The sequence below is a fragment of the Rathayibacter sp. AY1D2 genome (assembly GCF_002932695.1).
Taxonomy (GTDB): domain Bacteria; phylum Actinomycetota; class Actinomycetes; order Actinomycetales; family Microbacteriaceae; genus Rathayibacter.
Genome location: NZ_PSVX01000007.1, coordinates 17,483 through 36,171, shown reverse-complemented (window position 1 = coordinate 36,171; position 18,689 = coordinate 17,483). Strand labels below are relative to the sequence as shown.

The following is an 18,689-nucleotide window of genomic DNA, read 5'->3' as shown; positions in this document are numbered from 1 at the left end:
CTCCGAGGGTAGTCGGCGGGCGGGGCGGTCCGCGGCGGGCAGCGCGGAGTCAGGCGGAGGAGGAGCGGCGCGCGATCGTCACGCGCGTCGAGTACGGCATCGCGACGGTCCCGCTCCCGCCCGACTCCTCGTCCACCACGGCGTCGACCGCCGCGAGGACCGCGGCGCGCTCCTCGTCGGGCATCGCGATGACGGAGCTGCGGGACGCGAACATGTCCCGCACCCCGGCTCGGTCCAGCTCGAAGGACCACTCGAAGGCCGCGAACGCCACCCGCTCGAGAGCGGAGCCGAGCGGCGGCCGGAGCGTCTCGAAGCGCTCGGCGGTGGAGGCTCCGGCGACCTCGCCGAGCCGGCGCACCCAGGGGACCGACTCGTCGCGGATGTTCCACACCAGCGCGAGCACGCCCTCCGGCACCAGGACGCGGGCGACTTCGGCTCCCGCGCGCTCGGCGTCGACCCAGTGCCACGACTGCGCGGCGGTGACGAGCTCCGCGGAGGCGTCCGCGGCGGGGATCGCCTCGGCCGTCCCCTCCTCGGGGCGGACCCCCGGCAGATTCGAGGCGAGACGCGCGAGCATCTCCGCGTCGGGCTCGACCGCGGTCACGGCGAGGCCGCGGGACGCGAGCGACGCGGTGAACTTGCCCGTTCCCGCGCCGAGGTCCACGGCGCGCAGCCGATCGGAGGCGTCGGCTCCCGCCGCGCGGGCCCGCTCCGGGACGAAGGCGCCCGCCACCCGCGCGGGGGCGTGCCCCACGATCCAGTCGACGGCGTCGTCGGGGTAGCCGGGCCGCCCGCGGTCGTAGGCGTCGACCGCGCTGCCGAAGGAGCGTCCGAGGCCGCTCATCGCTTCTCCGCCGCTCGCGCGAGCACGTCCACCGCGTAGCCGTAGCCGGCGATCCCCGCGCCGACGATCACGGCGATCGCGACGTCCGAGAGGTAGGAGTGCTGCCGGAACGGCTCGCGCCGGTGCACGTTGCTCACGTGGACCTCGACCATCGGCAGCTCGGTCGCGAGGACGGCGTCGCGGATCGCGATCGACGTGTGCGTGTACGCCCCGGCGTTGAGCACCACTCCCGAGACGGAGCCGCGAGCCGCGTGCAGCCGGTCGACGATCGCGCCCTCCGAGCTGCTCTGGAAGGTCTCGACCGTGAAGCCGTGCCGCTCGGCCGCCTCCGCCGCCAGCGCCTCGGCGTCGACGAGGGTGTCCGAGCCGTAGAGCTCGGGCTCGCGGGTGCCGAGCAGGTTCAGGTTCGGGCCGTTGAGGACGAGGATCGGCAGCTTCACGCTCCGACCCTAGCGCCGGCCGTCCCCGCGAGCGGGAGCGGCGGCAGCGCCGCGCGCAGGAGGATCAGCTCGCGCGCATGGGCGTCCAGACGCCGGTCCTCCTCGGTCCGCAGCTCGAGAGGCGGGACCGGCTCGGCCGCCCCGTCGGAGCCCCGCACCACGAAGACGCTCCGGCACTGCGTGGTCAGCTCCAGCTCGCCGGTCCGCGGGTCCCCGGAGCGCACGTGCACCGCCAGGTGCATGCTCCGGGCGCTCGTGTGGATGAGGCGCGCCTCCACCTCGACGAGGTGCCCGATGCGCACCGGACGGTAGAAGTGGATCCCGCCGGAGTAGACGGCCACCGCGTCGCGGCCGGTCCAGCGCTGCGCGACCGCGTCGGCCGCCTCGTCGATCCAGCGCATCACGATCCCGCCGTGGGCGTTGCCGCCCCAGTTGACGTCGCCCGGCGCCGCGAGGAAGCGGAACACGATCCGCGGACCGGTGCCCTCCTCGGTGTACTCCTGGGCGCGCATCACGTCGTGCAGCCGTCGGCGGCCCTCGATGCGCGCGGCGGCGCCCTCGGCGAGGGACAGGTCCTCGATCGAGCGGGGCCGCCACTCCGGGACCGACCGCGGCCTCTTCTCGTCGTCGACGGCCACGAACACGAGGAGGCAGTGCGTGGCGTCCTCGTAGAGGCCGGTCCGCGGATCCGCCTGCGCGACCTGCACCAGCACGTGCATGCTCGTGCGCCCGGTGTGGATGACGCGGGCGGTCGCCTCGATCAGGTTGCCGACCGAGATGGGCCGGGTGAAGTGGACGTTGCCGACGTACGCCGTCACGCAGTAGCCGCCGCTCCAGCCCACGGCGCAGGCGTAGCCGGCCTTGTCGATCCACTCGAGGACGCGGCCGGCCTGGGCGCTGCGGCCGTCGGCGGTGGCGTCCTGCGGGGCGGCGAGGAAGCGGAGCGTGATGCGGTCGGTCATGGTGCCCGTCGTCGTGGGAGCGGAAGGGGGGAGTGGACCCGCGGGGGTGCGAGGAAAGGGGGATGATCCGCCCGCGGGCCACAGGGGTGTCCGGCAGGAGCCGGCTCGGTCAGGGGGATCAGGCCGCCAGCGGCAGCTTCTCGGCGAGGAGCCGGAGCCGCAGGGCCTGGAGCTCGGCGGTCAGCTCGGGCGGCAGCCGGTCGCCGAACCGCGTGAAGAACTCCTCCGTGAGCGCGCACTCCTCCAGCCACGCCTCCACCGGGACGGAGAACAGCTCCTCCTTCTGGGCCGCGGAGAGCAGGAGCCCGTGCGTGTCGATCGCGACCGGCAGGTCGCCGAGGGGGCTCCGCTGCGCCTCCGCCAGCCCCTCCAGGCGGCGGACGAGCCACTGCAGCACCCGCGCGTTCTCGCCGAAGCCGGGCCAGAGGAACTCGCCGTCCGCGTCCTTCCGGAACCAGTTGACCTGGAACACCGCCGGCGCCGCATCGCCGAGCTCAGCGCCGATCGCGAGCCAGTGCGCGAAGTAGTCGGCCATGTTGTAGCCGCAGAAGGGGAGCATCGCGAACGGATCGCGGCGCATCTCCCCGACCGTGCCCTCCGCGGCCGCGGTCTTCTCGGAGGCGACGGTCGCACCCAGGAAGACGCCGTGCTGCCACGAGGTGGCCTGCGTGACCAGCGGGACGTTGCTCGCCCGTCGGCCACCGAAGACGATCGCGTCCAGCGGCACGCCTTCGTGGGCGTCCCAGTCGGCGGAGAGCGACGGGCACTGCGCGGCCGGCGCGGTGAAGCGGGAGTTGGGGTGCGCGGCGGGCGTGCCGGACGCCGGCGTCCACGGCTGCCCGCGCCAGTCGGTCAGCCGCTCCGGGACCTCGTCGGTCAGGCCCTCCCACCACACGTCGCCGTCCTCGCGGAGCGCGACGTTGGTGAAGATCGTGTTGCCCCAGAGCGTCTGCACGGCGTTCGGGTTCGAGCTCTCCCCGGTGCCGGGAGCGACGCCGAAGAAGCCCGTCTCGGGGTTCATCGCCCAGAGGCGTCCGTCCTCCCCGCGGCGCATCCAGGTGATGTCGTCGCCCAGCGTCTCGACCCGCCAGCCGGGGATCGCGGGCTGCATCATCGCGAGGTTGGTCTTGCCGCACGCGCTCGGGAAGGCGGCGGCGACGTGGTAGCGCCGTCCCTCGGGCGAGACGATGCGGATCAGCAGCATGTGCTCGGCGAGCCAGCCCTCCTCGCGCCCCATCGCCGAGGCGATGCGCAGGGCGAAGCACTTCTTCGCCAGCAGGGCGTTGCCGCCGTAGCCGGAGCCGTACGAGACGATCTCGCGCGTCTCCGGGAACTGGGTGATGTACTTCACGGGGCTGCACGGCCAGGCGACGTCCTCGCGGGTGACGCCGTCCGCGTCGCGGAGGGGCATCCCCACGGTGTGCACGCCGCGGACGAACGGGGTCTCCTCGGTGAAGGCGGCCAGCGGCTCGGAGCCCACGCGCGCCATGATCCGCAGGTTCAGCACCGCGTAGGCCGAGTCGGTGACCTGGACGCCCAGCTGCGAGAGCGGACCGCCGACGGGCCCCATCGAGAACGGGACGACGTACATCGTCCGTCCGCGCATCGCTCCGTCGAGGAGGGGAGCGAGCTCGGCCCTCATCGCGGCGGGCTCGCGCCAGTTGTTGGTCGGTCCCGCGTCGGCCTCGTCGGTCGTGCAGATGAAGGTGCGGTCCTCGACCCGGGCGACGTCGTCCGGGTCGGTGCGGGCCAGGAACGAGCCGGGCCGCCACTCCGGATTGAGCGGGAGGAGCGTGCCGGAGGCGACGAGCCGCTCGGTCAGGCGGTACCACTCCGCGGGGGAGCCGTCGCTCCACTCGATCACATCGGGCTGGAGGATCGCGGCGGTCTCGCGCACCCAGCGGCGGAGGGCGAGGGGCGCCGGCGGCACGACGGGCGCGGGGACGGACGTCGGCGCGGTCATGGTGCTCGGCTCGAGTCGGACGGTGTTGCTGTAGATGCTCATGCTGGCTCCGCTTTCGGTGGTCGTCGTCGACGGGGGTGGGGAGTCGCCGGCCGCAGCCGGGAAGAGGCCGGCCGGGGCGGGAGGGGCGCTCAGTGGCGCCTGAAGCCAGGATGGAGGAGGATCAGGAGGTATTCCCGGCGCTCAGGCGGTCAAGAAACCGCGTTTTTGCGCTTCCGTCACAACCGACCGCTGGAGCTCGCCGTGACCGATCCCTCGACACCCGCCCCAGGCTCCGACGCCGTGCTGCTCGGGCAGCGCCTGCGCCACTTCCGCACCCGCCGCGGACTGACCCTCGGGCAGCTCGCCGAGCGCGTCGACGTGTCGGGGAGCCAGCTCTCGCTGATCGAGACGGGCCGCCGCGAGCCGCGCCTCTCCCTCCTGCAGCGCCTCGCGGCCGCGCTCGGCGTCGAGCTGGCGGCGCTGCTCTCGGACGAGCCGCCGAGCGAGCGGGCCGCGCTCGAGATCGAGCTGGCGCGCGTGCAGAAGGGATCGCTGTACCGCTCGCTCGGCCTGCCCGAGTTCAAGGTCAACAAGGGGCTGAGCACGCCCGTGCTGGAGGCGTTCCTCGGCGTCTACCGCGAGCTCGCCCGTCGCCGGAGCGAGGCGAGTGCCACACCGGAGGAGGCGCGCCGGGCCAACACCGCCCAGCGGCTCCAGCTGCGCGAGCGCAGCTCCTACCTGCCCGAGATCGAGGAGGTGGCGGGCGAGATGCTCCGCACCGTCGGGCACCGCGGAGGAGCACTGACCCACAGCTCCGTCTCGAAGATGGCCCGGCACCTCGGCTTCGAGATCATCCACGTCGGCGACCTGCCGCACTCCGCCCGCTCGGTGATCGACCTCGCGAACGGCAGGATCTACCTCCCGCCCGCCTCGATCCCCGGGGGCCACGGCCTGCGGGCGCTGGCGCTGCAGGCGATGGCGCACCGCCTCCTCGGGCACGAGCGGCCGGTGACCTACGCCGACTTCCTCCGCCAGCGCCTCGAGATCAACTACTTCGCCGCCGCGTGCCTGATGCCGCTGGAGCCGGCGGTCGCGTTCCTCCAGGAGGCGAAGCGCGAGCGGGACATCTCGGTGGAGGACTTCCGCGACGGCTTCGGCGTCACCCACGAGGCCGCCGCCCTGCGCTTCACGAACCTGCTCACCTCGCACCTCGACATCCGGATGCACTTCCTGCGGGTGCTGGGAGACGGCTCGATCCAGAAGGCCTACGAGAACGACGGGCTGCCGCTGCCGACCGACGTCACCGGGGCCGTCGAGGGCCAGGTCGTCTGCCGCTACTGGTCGGCGCGCTCCGCGTTCACCCGGACCAACCGGACGACGGAGTACTACCAGTACGTCGACACTCCGGCGGGCACCTTCTGGTCGGCGTCGCAGACCGGCACGACCGCCACCGAGGAGTTCTCGATCACCGTGGGCGTCCCGTTCGCCGAGGCCCGCTTCTTCCGAGGCCGCGACACCGACCGCCGCGAGCTCTCCCGCTGCCCCGACGAGTCCTGCTGCCGACGCGCCCCGTCGGAGCTCGCCGCGCGCTGGGACGGCAACGCCTGGCCGAGCGCGCGCCTGCACGCGCACGTGCTCGCGCCGCTGCCGTCGGGGACCTTCCCCGGCATCGACGACGCCGAGGTCTACGAGTTCCTCGACGCGCACGCTCGCGAGTCCTGACCGCTCCCGCGAGACGCCGCTCCGGTGCGCCTGGGTCGGCGTGCCGCGTACCCGAGCGCGTCCCGCGGAAGGGCGGGAGTCGTCAGTCCGAGATGAGGGCGCGGGCCGTTCCCTCGTCGAGGATGAGGTCGGTGATGAGGCCGGCCGCCAGGGCGCCGCGCAGGCCCGGCAGCTTCGAGGCGCCCGACACGACGCAGATCCGGCGCGACGCGCGGCGCACCGTGGAGAGGTCCGGACCGCTTGCACGTTCGTTCATGGGGATGTCGTCCCAGCTGCCGTCGGACCGGTAGAACACCGTCGCGACGTCGCCGACGACCCCGGAGCCGCTGAGCGAGGTGAAGTCGCTCGGCTCCAGGTAGCCGCCGATGTAGACCTTCGAGGGGACCGCCGCGAACGGCGACCCAAGCCCGAACAGCGCCACGTCCATCCGCTGCTGCAGCTCCAGGACCCGTCGGGTGGAGCGCTCGCGCCACACCGCCTGCTTGGTGGTCGGGTCGTCGAAGAACGCCGGCACCGGGAACTGCTGGACCTTCGCCGCGTAGGCGTCACCGAAGCGGCGGAGGATCTCGCTCGAGTAGTTGATGCCCGTGGTCTCGGTGTTGCCGGCGCCGTTCAGCTGCACGATCTGCGTGTTGTGCGTCTCCTTGGCGATCAGGTGGCGGCTGATCGCGCTCATCGTGGAGCCCCAGGCGATGCCGACGATCATGTTCGAGTCGATGAACTGCCCGAGGATCCTCGCTGCGGACAGGGCGACCCGCTCGAGCCGGTCGATCTCGCTGGTGTGGTCCGGCACCGGCACGATGTGCGCCGTGATGTCGAAGTGGGACCGCACCTCGGCCGAGAGGGCGCTCGCCCGGTCGAGGGGGGAGCGGATCTGGATGTCGACCAGGCCGGTCGCGCGGGCGTGCGAGAGCAGGCGCGAGACGGAGGAGCGCGACGTGTGCAGCTCGTGCGCGATCGCGTCCATCGTCAGATCCTGCATGTAGTACAGCTGGGCCGCACGCAGCGCGTCCCGCGTCTTGTCGGGATGGGTCGCGTGGGTCGTCTCGTCGAGTTCGACGACCGGTCTCACCGGGGTCATAGCGCTCCCTGCACGGATTTCCACCCGTCTTGACCGGATGTGTTGTCGGGTCAAGGATGGCTGTATTCCTCCGCGAAATCAATCGGTCATCTCCCCGGTGCACGCTGGTGCGGAGGCCTCGACGACACCCCTACGACACGAAGGCGAGTACGAAGTGGCACAGTCCGACGGAACTCCCGGAAACTCCGCTCTGCGCGAGAGCGTCGCTGCTCTCCGCGACAACCCCCGCGCCACGGTCCTGGTCATCGGCGGTGGCATCAACGGCATCGGGACCTTCCGCGAGCTCGCGCTCAACGGCGTCGACGTCGCCCTCGTCGAGCGCGGCGACTACGTCTCCGGTGCCTCGAGCGCCTCGAGCCACATGATCCACGGCGGCATCCGCTACCTCGAGAACGGCGAGTTCCGACTCGTCAACGAGGGCGTGCACGAGCGCAACGGCCTGCTGAAGATCGCTCCCCATTACGTGAAGCCGCTGCAGACGACGATCCCGATCTACTCGACGTTCTCGGGCATCCTCGCGGCTCCGCTGCGCTTCCTGACCCACAAGTCGGGCAAGCCGCAGGAGCGCGGTGCGCTGCTGATCAAGGTCGGCCTCACGATGTACGACTTCTTCTCCCGCGACGGCGGCACGGTCCCGCGCCACCAGTTCCACGGGCGCAAGCGCTCGCTGAACGAGCTCCCCAAGCTCGACCCGAAGATCAAGTACACCGCCACCTACTTCGACGCCTCCGTGCACGAGCCCGAGCGCCTCGCGCTCGACGTGCTCCACGACGCGCTGATCGGCGGCAGGAAGGCCCGCGCGGCCAACTACGTCGAGGCCGTCGGCGCCGACGAGAAGGGCGTCGTCCTCCGCGACCGCGAGTCCGGCGAGGAGTTCACCTTCGCGGCGGACGTCGTCGTCAACGTCTCCGGACCGTGGACCGACTTCACCAACACGGCCCTCGGCACGTCCACGAAATTCATGGGCGGCACCAAGGGCTCGCACATCGTGCTCGACAACCCCGAGCTGGTCGAGGCCTGCGAGGGTCGCGAGATGTTCTTCGAGCACAGCGACGGACGCATCGTCCTCATCTACCCGCTCAAGGGCCGCGTGATGGTCGGCACGACCGACATCGACGCCGACCCCACGAAGCCGGCGGTGTGCACGGAGGAGGAGATCGACTACTTCTTCGAGCTCGTCAACCACGTCTTCCCGGCCATCCGCGTGGACCGTTCGCAGATCGTCTTCAAGTTCTCCGGCATCCGCCCGCTGCCCCGCCACGACGACGAGGCCCCGGGCTTCGTCTCCCGCGACTACCGCATCGAGCCCTCGACGCTCCCCGGCAACGGCTCGCCCGTGCTCAGCCTGGTCGGCGGCAAGTGGACGACGTTCCGCGCCCTGTCGGAGCACCTCTCGAACGAGGTCTTCAAGCGGATCGGCGTGACCCGTCGCGTCTCCACCGTGAGGACCCCCATCGGAGGCGGCAAGGGCTTCCCGCGCACCGACGCGTCCCGCGCGCAGTGGATCAGCCAGCACCGCTCCGGGCTCTCCTCGGCCCGCACGGGCCAGCTGCTCGAGCGCTACGGCACCCGCGCGCAGGAGGTCATCGAGGCCCTGGCCGACGGACACGACGAGGCGCTCGACTTCGACAAGGACTTCACCACCGGTGAGATCCGCTACCTCGCCCAGCGCGAGAGCGTGGTGCACCTCATCGACCTGGTGATGCGCCGCACCAACCACGCCTTCACGGGCGGCCTGAGCCGCGAGCTCCTCGAGGAGCTCGCCGAGCACACGGGCGCCGTGCTGGGCTGGGACGACGCCGCCCGCGCGTCGGAGGTCGACGCGACCATCGCGCACCTCAAGGAGTACAACGGCGTCGACGTCGGGGGCACCTCGGTGCAGACCCCGACGGCCGTGCCCGCCTCCTGATCGGCGATCAGGCGCGGATCGACGGAAGCCCCGGACCGAGGACCACCTCGACCGGGGCTTCCGTCGTGACAACGCACAAACGTGCACGCGCCGTTCCTTGTCGCTAGGACAGGGCGCCGATAACTTCACACCGTCGGGCATCGAAGCCCGCCGCGGACGCCTGTGCGCGTCCGTCTTACGAAAAGGAAAAGGTCAACGTGGACAATCTCGGAGTGGTCTTCCTCGCCGAAGTCGTGGGAACGGCCATGCTCGTGCTCCTCGGCTGCGGTGTCGTCGCCAACGTCGCGCTCGTGAAGAGCAAGGGTCTCAACGGCGGAACCCTCATGGTCAACATCGGCTGGGGCTTCGCGGTCTTCGCCGGTGTGATCGTCTCGTACAACTCGGGGGCGCACCTCAACCCCGCGGTCACCCTGGGCCTCGTCGCGAGCGGAGCGACCGAGTTCGGATCCGGCGTGCCCGTCAACATCGTCTCGATCCTCGTCTACATCCTCGCCCAGATGATCGGTGCGATCCTCGGTGCCGTCTTCTGCTGGCTCGCCTACAAGCAGCACTTCGACGAGGAGCCCGACGCGGCGAACAAGCTCGGCGTCTTCTCGACCGGCCCGGCGATCCGCTCGTACGGCTGGAACTTCGTCACCGAGGTCATCGGCACCTTCGTCCTCGTCTTCGTCGTCATCGGCTTCGGCGGCGGACGTCAGGGCGACGGCGGTCTGGCCGCGCTCGGCGCGCTGCCCGTCGCCATCCTGGTGATCGCGATCGGCGCCTCCCTCGGCGGCCCGACCGGCTACGCCATCAACCCCGCCCGCGACCTCGGCCCCCGCATCGCGCACGCTCTCCTGCCGATCAAGGGCAAGGGCTCGAGCGACTGGAGCTACGCCTGGGTGCCCGTCGCCGGCCCGATCGTCGGTGGAGTGCTCGCGGGCCTCGCCTCGCTCGTGCTGCTCCCGGTCCTCTAGACCGCCGCGCTTCCTTTCACCCCCGTTACGAAGGAGTAATCATTCATGGCTGACTACGTCATCGCTATCGACCAGGGGACCACGTCGTCCCGCGCGATCATCTTCGACAAGAAGGGATCGATCGTCTCCACCGGCCAGAAGGAGCACGAGCAGATCTTCCCGCGCGCCGGCTGGGTCGAGCACGACCCGATCGAGATCTGGAACAACGTCCGCGAGGTGATCGGCCAGGCTCTCTCCCGCGCCGACCTGACCCGCCACGACATCGCCTCCGTCGGCATCACCAATCAGCGCGAGACCGCTGTCGTCTGGGACAGGACGACCGGCAAGCCCGTCTACAACGCCATCGTCTGGCAGGACACCCGCACCCAGTCGATCGTCGACCGCCTCGCCGGCGACGAGGGCGCGGACCGCTTCAAGTCGATCGTGGGCCTCCCGCTCGCGACCTACTTCTCCGGCACCAAGATCGTCTGGATCCTCGAGAACGTCGAGGGTGCTCGCGAGAAGGCCGAGGCGGGCGACCTGATCTTCGGCACGACGGACACCTGGGTCCTCTGGAACCTGACCGGCGGCATCGACGGCGGCGTCCACAAGACCGACGTCACCAACGCCTCCCGCACCCTGTTCCTCGACCTCGAGACCCTCGAGTGGCGCGACGACATCCTCGAGGCCTTCGGGGTCCCGAAGTCGATGCTCCCCGAGGTCTGCTCCTCCTCCGAGGTCTACGGCCACGTCGAGTCCTCGTCGCTGCTGCGCGAGGTCCCGATCGCCGGCATCCTCGGCGACCAGCAGGCCGCGACCTTCGGCCAGGCGGCGTTCGACCCGGGCGAGGCGAAGAACACCTACGGCACCGGCAACTTCCTGATCTTCAACACGGGCACCGAGATCGTCCACTCGAAGAACGGTCTGCTCACCACCATCGGCTACAAGCTCGGCGACGGCGAGGTGCACTACGCGCTCGAGGGCTCGATCGCGGTCTCCGGCTCGCTGATCCAGTGGCTGCGCGACAACCTGGGCCTCATCGGCTCGGCCCCCGAGGTCGAGGCGCTGGCCGCCACCGTCGAGGACAACGGAGGCGCGTACTTCGTCCCCGCCTTCTCGGGTCTGTTCGCCCCCTACTGGCGCTCCGACGCCCGCGGAGCCCTCGTCGGCCTCACCCGCTACGTCAACAAGGGCCACATCGCCCGCGCCGCGCTCGAGGCGACCGCCTTCCAGACCCGCGAGGTCCTGGACGCGGTCAACGCCGACTCCGGCGTCCCCCTGCAGGAGCTCAAGGTCGACGGCGGAATGATCGCCAACAACCTGCTCATGCAGTTCCAGGCCGACATCCTCGGCGTCCCGGTCGTCCGACCGGTCGTCGCGGAGACCACCGCGCTCGGAGCGGCCTACGCGGCCGGTCTCGCGGTCGGCTTCTGGGAGAACCTCGACGACCTGCGCCAGAACTGGCAGGAGGACTCGCGCTGGACCCCGCAGATGGACCAGGACGAGGCCGCCCGCCAGTACCGCCTCTGGAAGAAGGCCGTCACCAAGACCTTCGACTGGATCGACGAGGACGTGCAGTAGTTTTCTCCGCGGCAGTCCCTGCCTGCCGCGGCGCGGTCGGCTCATCGAGGTGGTCGCGTCTCGGGGAGCGGGTCGCGTCCGGCTAGGGGACGACGCTGACACGCGTCCTCCCCGTTCGCCTTGCGCAACGAGCGGATGGCGTGAGTCCGTTCACGGTGAAGCGCCCTGTCCGACCCTCGGGTCGGGTGGGGCGCTTCGTCGTTCCGACGACGGTGCAACGGGAATCGCAACGGGGTGGTTCGGGGACACCCATGCTGGTCGAGTGGTCGCCGCAGACGGCTCATCGAGACCCGGCAATTCGGACCTGCATGCTGGTCGCTTAGTCGCTGCAGGCGGCTTATCGAGACCAGACCCGGGCGGGGCCTCAGTCCGCCGACAGCCCGAGCTGCGCGTCCAGCTCGTCCAGGGAAGCGATCCGGCGCACGCCCAGCTCGACCGCCTCGGGCGGCAGCTCGCGGCCGTGCTCGGGACCGCCAACGCGGTCGAGCCAGACGCCGCGCAGGCCCGCAGCGGCCGCTCCGACGGCGTCGGTGCCGAGCCGGTCGCCGACGTAGAGGGCCTCCTCCGGAGAGACCCCGAACCGCTCGCAGGCGATCGCGAAGATCCGCGCGTCCGGCTTGGCGACGCCGACGTCGCCGGAGGCGATCACGTGCTCGAAGCGACCGGAGAGGCCCGTGCGCTCGATCTTCCCCCGCTGGAAGTCGAGCACGCCGTTGGTGATGACGCCGAGGCGGACTCCGGCGGCGTCGAGCCGGTCGAGGACGGGCAGCGCGTCGTCGTGGAGGGTCCAGGCGGCGACGTAGTGCTCGAGGTACCCGCGGAACCAGGAGCTCGCCTCCTCGGGAGTCAGCCCGACTCCGGCCTCCGCGGCGAAGTCCGTGGCGCGCGCCCGGCGCTGGCCCTCGTAGTCGAGCTCGCCCGCGAGGTAGCGGTGGTAGTGCTCCTCCTCGAGCAGGTGCCAGCGGCGCTGCACGTCGGCCGGCTCGCCGGCGTAGGCGGCGCCGAGCGAGGCGGCGTACGCGACGATCCCCTCCCGCACAGCGCGGGCATGGGCGAAGAGGGTGTCGTCGAGGTCGAAGAGCGCGAGCCGCAGCACGGCCGCCTCAGCGGACGCGGCGGAGGAGGCCGACGGAGTCGTAGACGGCGGCGAGCGTGCGCTCCGCGGTCTCGGACGCGCGGTCGGCGGCGAGGGAGAGGACCCGGTCGAGCTCGGCCGGGTCGGCGAGCAGCTCCGCGGTCCGCGCGCGGATCGGGTCGAAGGTGGCGGCGACCACCTCGACGAGGCCCTTCTTGAGGTCCCCGTAGCCGCGGCCCGCGTACTCCTGCTCCAGCGACTCGACGGAGCGGTCGGCGAGGACCGAGTAGATCGTCAGCAGGTTCGAGACGCCGGGCTTCGCCGCCCGGTCGAAGCGCACCTCCGACTCGGTGTCCGTCACGGCGCGCATGATCTTCTTCGCGGTCGCCTTCGGCTCGTCGAGCACGCTGAGCAGGCCCGCGTCCGACTCCGCCGACTTCGACATCTTGGCGCCCGGGTTCTGCAGGTCGAAGATCTTCGCGGTCTCGCGCACGATGTGGGGCTCCGGCACGGCGAAGGTCTCGCCGAAGCGCGAGTTGAAGCGCGCGGCGAGATCGCGGGTGAGCTCCAGGTGCTGGCGCTGGTCCTCGCCGACCGGCACCGCGTCCGTCTGGTACAGCAGGATGTCGGCCGCCATCAGGATCGGGTAGGTGAACAGGCCCACCGAGGCGGCCTCAGCGCCCTGCTTCGCCGACTTGTCCTTGAACTGCGTCATCCGGCTGGCCTCGCCGAAGCCGGTCAGGGTGTTGAGGACCCAGGCGAGCTCGGCGTGAGCGGGTACGTGGGACTGGATGAAGAGGGTCGAGCGCGCTGGGTCGATGCCCGCGGCGATGTACTGCGCGGCGGTCGCGCGGGTGCGCTCGCGGAGCTGCTGCGGGTCCTGCGGGACCGTGATCGCGTGCAGGTCGACGACGCAGAAGTAGGCGTCGAAGTCCTCCTGCATCGCGACCCACTGGGTCAGCGCGCCGATGTAGTTGCCGAGGTGCAGCGACCCGGAGGAGGGCTGCATGCCGGAGAAGATGACGGGCTTGGCGCCCGGGGTGCTGGGAGTCATGGGTGGCCTCGAGGGGTCGGGATCGCGGGGAGAGGGTCAGAGCTCGTAGTCGACGACCACGGGGGAGTGGTCGGACCAGCGGGTGTCGTAGGAGGCGGCGCGGTCGACCTCGTAGCTGCGGGCGAGGTCGGCGAGCGCGGGCGTGGCGAGCTGGTAGTCGAGGCGCCAGCCGGTGTCGGTGTCGAAGGCCTGGCCGCGCTGCGACCACCACGTGTACGGTCCGGGCACCTCGCCCGCGAACCGGCGGCCGAGGTCGACCCAGCCCAGTCCGGCACCGGCGTTGTAGTCCGGGTCGCCCTCGGCGCCGACGAAGCGGTCGACGTAGGCGCGCTCCTCCGGGAGGAAGCCGGCCTTCTTGACGTTGCCCTTCCAGTTCTTGATGTCGAGCGTGCGGTGGCCGACGTTGAGGTCGCCCATCACCACGGCGAGCTCGCTGTGCGCCCGGATCTCGGGCAGGCGCGCCTCCATCGCATCGAGGAAGCGGTACTTCTCGACCTGCTTGGGGGTGCCGACCTCGCCGGAGTGGACGTAGGTGGAGACGACGGTGAGCGAGCGGCCGCCGACCTCGTAGTCGGCCTCGAGCCAGCGTCCGGCCGAGTCGAAGTCGTCGGCGCCGAAGGTCACGCGGTGGATCGTGGCGCGCCTGCGCGAGGCGAGAGCGACTCCGGCGCGCCCCTTGGCGGTCGCCTCGTCGTGCAGCACGTCCCACTCGTCCCCGAGGAGCCCCGTGAGGTCGTCCGTGGAAGCGCGGACCTCCTGCAGGGCCAGGACGTCGACGTCGCGCGCGGCGAGCCAGTCGCCCATCCCCTTGCGGTAGGCGGCGCGGACGCCGTTCACGTTGACGGAGGCGATGCGGAGGGTGCTGCGAGTCACCGGAGCAGTCTATTCGGAGCCGCGGAGCGGGCCGCCCGGCCGCGCTCGCACCCCGGAACGCGGAAGCCGGCGGCCGCCTCGCGCCACTCCCTCGGAGAGGGGGAGGAGCGCGGAGGCGACCGCCGGCGGGACCGCTCAGGACGGTCGGTCGGAGGGGATCAGGCGGGGACGGCCTGCGCGGTGGCGGGCTCGGGCACCTCGGCGACCACCGGGGGGCGCTTGATGCTCTTCGCGATGATCACGCAGACGGCCGTGACGACCATGCCCACCAGGATGGCGACCAGGTAGAGGATCGGCTGCCCGACGAGACCGGTGACCCAGACGCCGCCGTGCGGGGCGCGGAGGGTGGAGCCGAAGAGCGCGACGAGCGCACCCGTGACGGCCGAGCCGACCATGGCGGACGGGATCACGCGCAGCGGGTCGACCGCGGCGAACGGGATGGCCCCCTCCGAGATGAAGGACGCGCCCAGCAGGTAGGCGGCCTTGCCGTTCTGGCGCTCGGCGTCGGTGAACAGGCGCTTGCGGAGCGTCGTGGCCAGGGCCAGACCCAGCGGCGGGGTCATGCCGGCGGCCATGACGATCGCCATCACCTTGAACTGCACGGAGTTCGGGTCGCCGTCGGCGGGGACGGAGGCGAGGCCGGTGGTCGCGAAGGCGTAGGCCACCTTGTTGACCGGACCGCCCATGTCGAACGCCATCATGAGGCCGAGGATGATCCCCAGGATGATCAGGTTGCCGCCCGAGAGGCCCGAGAGCCAGGACGACAGGCCCTCGCTCAGTGCGCGGAGCGGCGCTCCGAGCACCACGAACATCAGGAAGCCGGTGATGAAGGTGGCGATCAGGGGGATGATCACGACGGGCATCAGCGACTTGAACGCCGCGGGGAGCTTGATCCGCGAGATGTAGAGGGCCGCGTAGCCGGCGATGAAGCCGGAGGCGAGGCCGCCCAGGAAGCCCGCGCCGACGGTGACCGCGACCGCGCCGCCGAGGAAGCCCGGCGCGATGCCGGGACGGTCGGCGATGCCGAAGGCGATGAAGCCCGAGAGCACCGGCACCAGGAACGCGAAGGTCGCGCTTCCGATGAGGAACATCACTCCGGCCCAGTCGGTGATGTTCGCGACGTTGAAGCCGTCGTCGATGATCTGCTGGGCCGTGAAGTCGACGATGCGGTAGCCGCCGAACAGGAACGACAGCGCGATCAGCAGACCGCCCGCCGCGACGAACGGGATCATGTAGGAGACGCCGGTCATCAGGTTCTGGCGGATGCGCGTGCCGACGCCGACCTTCTTCGGCGCGGCGGGGGCCGCGGCCGGAGTCGAGCGGGCGGGGGCGGACGCGGCGGAGCCGGAGCCGCGGAGGGCCAGAGCGCGGTCGAGGACCTCGTCCGGCTTGGACAGGGCCTCGGCGACGCCCACCTGGAGGATCGGCTTGCCGGCGAAGCGGTCCTTGCCGCGGACCTCGAGGTCGGCGGCGAGGATGACGACGTCCGCGGCGGCGATGTCGGCCGCGGTCATCTCGTCCGAGCCGGCCGCGCCCTGGGTCTCGACGTGGATCGGGTAGCCGCGCTTCTTCGCGGCCTGCTCGAGCGCCTCCGCGGCCATGTAGGTGTGGGCGATGCCCGCGATGCAGCTGGTCACGGCGACGAAGCGCGGGCCGGAGGCGGGGCTCGCGGCGGGCGCGTCCTGCACCTTCGCGACGGCGCGGTCGATGACGTCCGCCGCCTTCGCGAGCGCCTCCGACGTGCCCACCTCGAGGGTGGGCTTCCCGGCGAAGCGCTCCTTGCCGCGGACCTCGAGGTCGGCGGCGAGGATAACGACGTCGGCGTCGGCGATGGTCCGGTCCGACATGGGATCGGACCCCGCGGCGCCCTGGGTCTCGACCTGGATCTCGTACCCCTTCTTCTTCGCGGCCTGCTCGAGGGCCTCGGCCGCCATGTAGGTGTGCGCGATGCCGGCGATGCAGCTCGTGACGGCGACGATCCTCATGAGACGACGACCTCTCGGGCGATGATGTCCGCGACCTCCTGGCCGCTGGCGGCGGCGCGGAGGGAACCGGTGAAGGACTCGTGGATCAGCTTGCGGGCGAGCTGGGCGAGGATCTTGAGGTGCGCCTGGTCGGCGCCGTCCGGAGCCGCGATCAGGAAGATCAGGTCGGCCGGGCCGTCGGGGGCGCCGAAGTCGACGCCCTGCTTCGCGATGCCGACCGCCACGCTGGGCGAGACGACGTGGGAGGAGCGGGCGTGGGGGATCCCGATTCCGCCGGGCATGCCGGTCGCCATCTGCGACTCGCGGTCGCGGACGTCGGCGAGGAAGCCGTCGAGGTCGGTGACGCGGCCGGCGTCGGCGAGCGTCTTCGCGAGCTGCGCGGTGGCCTCGTCCTTCGTGGCGGCGGTGAGGTCGACGATGACCGTCGACGCCTCGGTGAGAGCAGTCATGCGCTCAATTCTCCAATCGGGAGGGTGGGGTCGGGGTTCTCGACGACGGAGACGTCGTCGAGGCGGAGGGAGTCGGGACCCGGGGCTTCGCTGCCCGGGAGCTGGACGGCGGCGGTACCCCACGCGACTGCTGTCGCGAGGCGCTCCGCCTCCGTGGCGTCGACGGCCGAGAGGTAGCCGGCGAGCGTGCTGTCGCCGGCGCCGACGGTGCTGAGGGGCACGACGGCGGGGGCGCCCGCCCACCACGACGCGTGCGCCGTGACGAGGAGGGCGCCGTGCTCTCCGAGGCTGACGAGCGCTCGCGCGTCGGGCAGCTGCAGGAGTTCACGGGCTCCGGCGACGACGTCTCCGACCGTCGTCAGGGAGCGGCCGAGGAGCTCCTCGAGCTCCTCGAGGTTGGGCTTCACCAGGGTGGCGGTGCCGGCCGCGATGATCGCGGTCAGGGGGGCTCCCGAGGTGTCGACGGCGAGGGGGACGCCGAAGTGCAGGGCGAGGCGGCCGAGAGCGGGGTAGAAGTCCGCTCCCAGTCCCGGGGGGACGCTGCCGCAGGCGACGAGCCAGCGGGGCGAGGCCGAGACGTGCTCGCCGATCAGCGCGGAGAGGGCGTGAGCCTCCTCCTCCGTGACGGCGGGGCCGGGCTCGTTGATCTTGGTGGTGCGGCCCGTCCGGTCGTCGACCACGGTGATGTTGGTGCGGATCGGGTGAGCGATCGCCGCACTGGCCGAGCGGACTCCGGCGGCCCGGAGCATCGTGGACAGGTCGACGCCGGTGGAGGCGTCGGCCGGGTAGACCGCGGTCGCCTCGACGCCGTTGCGCGCGAGGGCACGGGCGACGTTGACGCCCTTGCCGGCCGGGTCGCGCCGCACGTCGTGCGCGCGGTTGACCTCGCCGACGGCGAAGCCGCTCGTGGAGAGGGTGACGTCGATGCTCGGGTTGGCGGTGACGGTGACGATCATGCGCGGACGACCTCCGGGCCGGCCGACTCGATGTCGTCGGCGAGCTCGTCGTCGACATCGGCGTCGGTGATGACGGTGTCGACCGCGGACAGCGGAGCGACGTGCCCGAAGTCCTGCCGGCCGAACTTCGAGTGGTCGGCGAGGACCACGACCCGGCGCGCGGAGGCGATGATCGCGGACTTGACGACGGCCTCGTCGAGATCGGGGGTGGTGAGCCCGCGCTCGAGGCTGAGGCCGTTCGTGCCGATGAAGGCGACGTCCACCGAGACCGTGGAGAGGGCCTGGGCGGCCCACGGCCCGACGGCGGCCTGCGTGACTCCGCGCAGGTGCCCGCCGATGAGGTGGAGGTCGATGTTGGGCCGGCCGACGAGCGCCATCGCGACGGGGAGGGAGTGGGTGACGACCGTCAGCCGGCGGTCCAGGGGGAGCAGCTCCGCCAGCCGCACCGTGGTGGTGCCGGCGTCGATGGCGATCGAGCCGCCGTCGGGCACCTCGGCGAGGGCCGCGGTGGCGATGCGGTCCTTCTCGCCGGCGAGGTGTCCCTCGCGGGCGGCGACCTCGGGCTCGATGCCCAGCCGCTCGACGGGGATGGCGCCGCCGTGCGCACGGCGCAGCAGGCCCCGCTTCTCGAGGCTGGTGAGATCGCGGCGGATCGTCTCCGGCGTCACGGCGAGGGAGAGGGCGAGGTCGCGGACCTCGACGCGCCCGTCGGTGCGGGCGCGGTCCAGGATCGCCTGGTGCCGCTCCGGTGCGTACATGTGGACTCCGTCGTCTCGCCGTGGGTGGTGCGCCGGATCCGCGGTGTCGTTTCCGACCTTGGATCTGCGTTTACCTCTTTTTAGACCCGTTCGGGAGGGAAGTCAACAGAAACGGACGGA

At 71.6% G+C, this 18,689-nt stretch carries 16 protein-coding genes; 4 read left to right on the top strand and 12 right to left on the bottom strand.

Annotated elements, in window-relative coordinates; translation table 11 throughout:
* Window positions 1–49: 49 nt before the first annotated feature.
* The 4 genes from C5D04_RS02885 to C5D04_RS02870 all read right to left on the bottom strand — a co-directional run bounded on the left by C5D04_RS02885 (window position 50) and on the right by C5D04_RS02870 (window position 4,209).
* On the bottom strand, window positions 50–844 hold the full coding sequence (locus C5D04_RS02885) for a class I SAM-dependent methyltransferase (protein ID WP_104337272.1): 795 nt from the start codon (window positions 842–844) through the stop codon (window positions 50–52).
* Window positions 841–1,284, bottom strand: a complete 444-nt coding sequence (aroQ, locus tag C5D04_RS02880; RefSeq protein ID WP_104226430.1) for a type II 3-dehydroquinate dehydratase — start codon at window positions 1,282–1,284, stop codon at window positions 841–843. Before aroQ ends, C5D04_RS02885 begins: the two co-directional genes overlap by 4 nt.
* A complete protein-coding gene (locus C5D04_RS02875) occupies window positions 1,281–2,246 on the bottom strand; it encodes an acyl-CoA thioesterase (RefSeq protein ID WP_104347205.1) in 966 nt (321 codons plus the stop codon). Before C5D04_RS02875 ends, aroQ begins: the two co-directional genes overlap by 4 nt.
* A gap of 118 nt (window positions 2,247–2,364) precedes the next feature.
* A complete protein-coding gene (locus C5D04_RS02870; protein WP_104347226.1) occupies window positions 2,365–4,209 on the bottom strand; it encodes a phosphoenolpyruvate carboxykinase (GTP) in 1,845 nt (614 codons plus the stop codon).
* A gap of 243 nt (window positions 4,210–4,452) precedes the next feature.
* Here C5D04_RS02870 and C5D04_RS02865 point away from each other — a divergent pair, with 243 nt between their 5' ends.
* Window positions 4,453–5,913, top strand: coding sequence for a helix-turn-helix domain-containing protein (locus C5D04_RS02865; protein ID WP_104223199.1), 1,461 nt, complete (start codon window positions 4,453–4,455; stop codon window positions 5,911–5,913).
* An 82-nt stretch (window positions 5,914–5,995) separates the two neighbouring features.
* On the opposite strand, the gene C5D04_RS02860 is transcribed toward C5D04_RS02865, so the two are convergent.
* Window positions 5,996–6,994: a sugar-binding transcriptional regulator gene (locus tag C5D04_RS02860; protein ID WP_104223198.1), complete on the bottom strand. Its 999-nt coding sequence runs from the start codon at window positions 6,992–6,994 to the stop codon at window positions 5,996–5,998.
* A 154-nt stretch (window positions 6,995–7,148) separates the two neighbouring features.
* Between C5D04_RS02860 and C5D04_RS02855 the strand changes: the two genes are divergently transcribed.
* The 3 genes from C5D04_RS02855 to glpK all read left to right on the top strand — a co-directional run bounded on the left by C5D04_RS02855 (window position 7,149) and on the right by glpK (window position 11,419).
* On the top strand, window positions 7,149–8,903 hold the full coding sequence (locus C5D04_RS02855; protein WP_258068821.1) for a glycerol-3-phosphate dehydrogenase/oxidase: 1,755 nt from the start codon (window positions 7,149–7,151) through the stop codon (window positions 8,901–8,903).
* 245 nt (window positions 8,904–9,148) lie between these two features.
* Window positions 9,149–9,859, top strand: a complete 711-nt coding sequence (locus C5D04_RS02850; RefSeq protein ID WP_374952909.1) for an MIP/aquaporin family protein — start codon at window positions 9,149–9,151, stop codon at window positions 9,857–9,859.
* Between the two features lie 45 nt (window positions 9,860–9,904).
* On the top strand, window positions 9,905–11,419 hold the full coding sequence (gene glpK / locus C5D04_RS02845; protein ID WP_104226427.1) for a glycerol kinase GlpK: 1,515 nt from the start codon (window positions 9,905–9,907) through the stop codon (window positions 11,417–11,419).
* A 364-nt stretch (window positions 11,420–11,783) separates the two neighbouring features.
* On the opposite strand, the gene C5D04_RS02840 is transcribed toward glpK, so the two are convergent.
* The 7 genes from C5D04_RS02840 to C5D04_RS02805 all read right to left on the bottom strand — a co-directional run bounded on the left by C5D04_RS02840 (window position 11,784) and on the right by C5D04_RS02805 (window position 18,569).
* On the bottom strand, window positions 11,784–12,515 hold the full coding sequence (locus C5D04_RS02840) for an HAD family hydrolase (RefSeq protein ID WP_104337275.1): 732 nt from the start codon (window positions 12,513–12,515) through the stop codon (window positions 11,784–11,786).
* A gap of 7 nt (window positions 12,516–12,522) precedes the next feature.
* Window positions 12,523–13,548, bottom strand: coding sequence for a tryptophan--tRNA ligase (gene trpS / locus C5D04_RS02835; RefSeq protein ID WP_104232840.1), 1,026 nt, complete (start codon window positions 13,546–13,548; stop codon window positions 12,523–12,525).
* 36 nt (window positions 13,549–13,584) lie between these two features.
* Window positions 13,585–14,421: an exodeoxyribonuclease III gene (locus C5D04_RS02830; protein ID WP_104263197.1), complete on the bottom strand. Its 837-nt coding sequence runs from the start codon at window positions 14,419–14,421 to the stop codon at window positions 13,585–13,587.
* 158 nt (window positions 14,422–14,579) lie between these two features.
* Window positions 14,580–16,406 (bottom strand): PTS fructose-like transporter subunit IIB, encoded by a 1,827-nt coding sequence (locus C5D04_RS02825; RefSeq protein ID WP_258068820.1) that lies wholly within the window; start codon window positions 16,404–16,406, stop codon window positions 14,580–14,582.
* Entirely contained in the window at window positions 16,403–16,855 is a 453-nt protein-coding gene (locus C5D04_RS02815) for a PTS sugar transporter subunit IIA (protein WP_097166616.1), read from the bottom strand. The genes C5D04_RS02825 and C5D04_RS02815 overlap by 4 nt, the downstream gene beginning before the upstream one ends.
* On the bottom strand, window positions 16,852–17,811 hold the full coding sequence (locus C5D04_RS02810; RefSeq protein WP_104327108.1) for a 1-phosphofructokinase family hexose kinase: 960 nt from the start codon (window positions 17,809–17,811) through the stop codon (window positions 16,852–16,854). Before C5D04_RS02810 ends, C5D04_RS02815 begins: the two co-directional genes overlap by 4 nt.
* Window positions 17,808–18,569: a DeoR/GlpR family DNA-binding transcription regulator gene (locus C5D04_RS02805; RefSeq protein ID WP_104226423.1), complete on the bottom strand. Its 762-nt coding sequence runs from the start codon at window positions 18,567–18,569 to the stop codon at window positions 17,808–17,810. The genes C5D04_RS02810 and C5D04_RS02805 overlap by 4 nt, the downstream gene beginning before the upstream one ends.
* Between the last annotated feature and the right edge of the window lie 120 nt (window positions 18,570–18,689).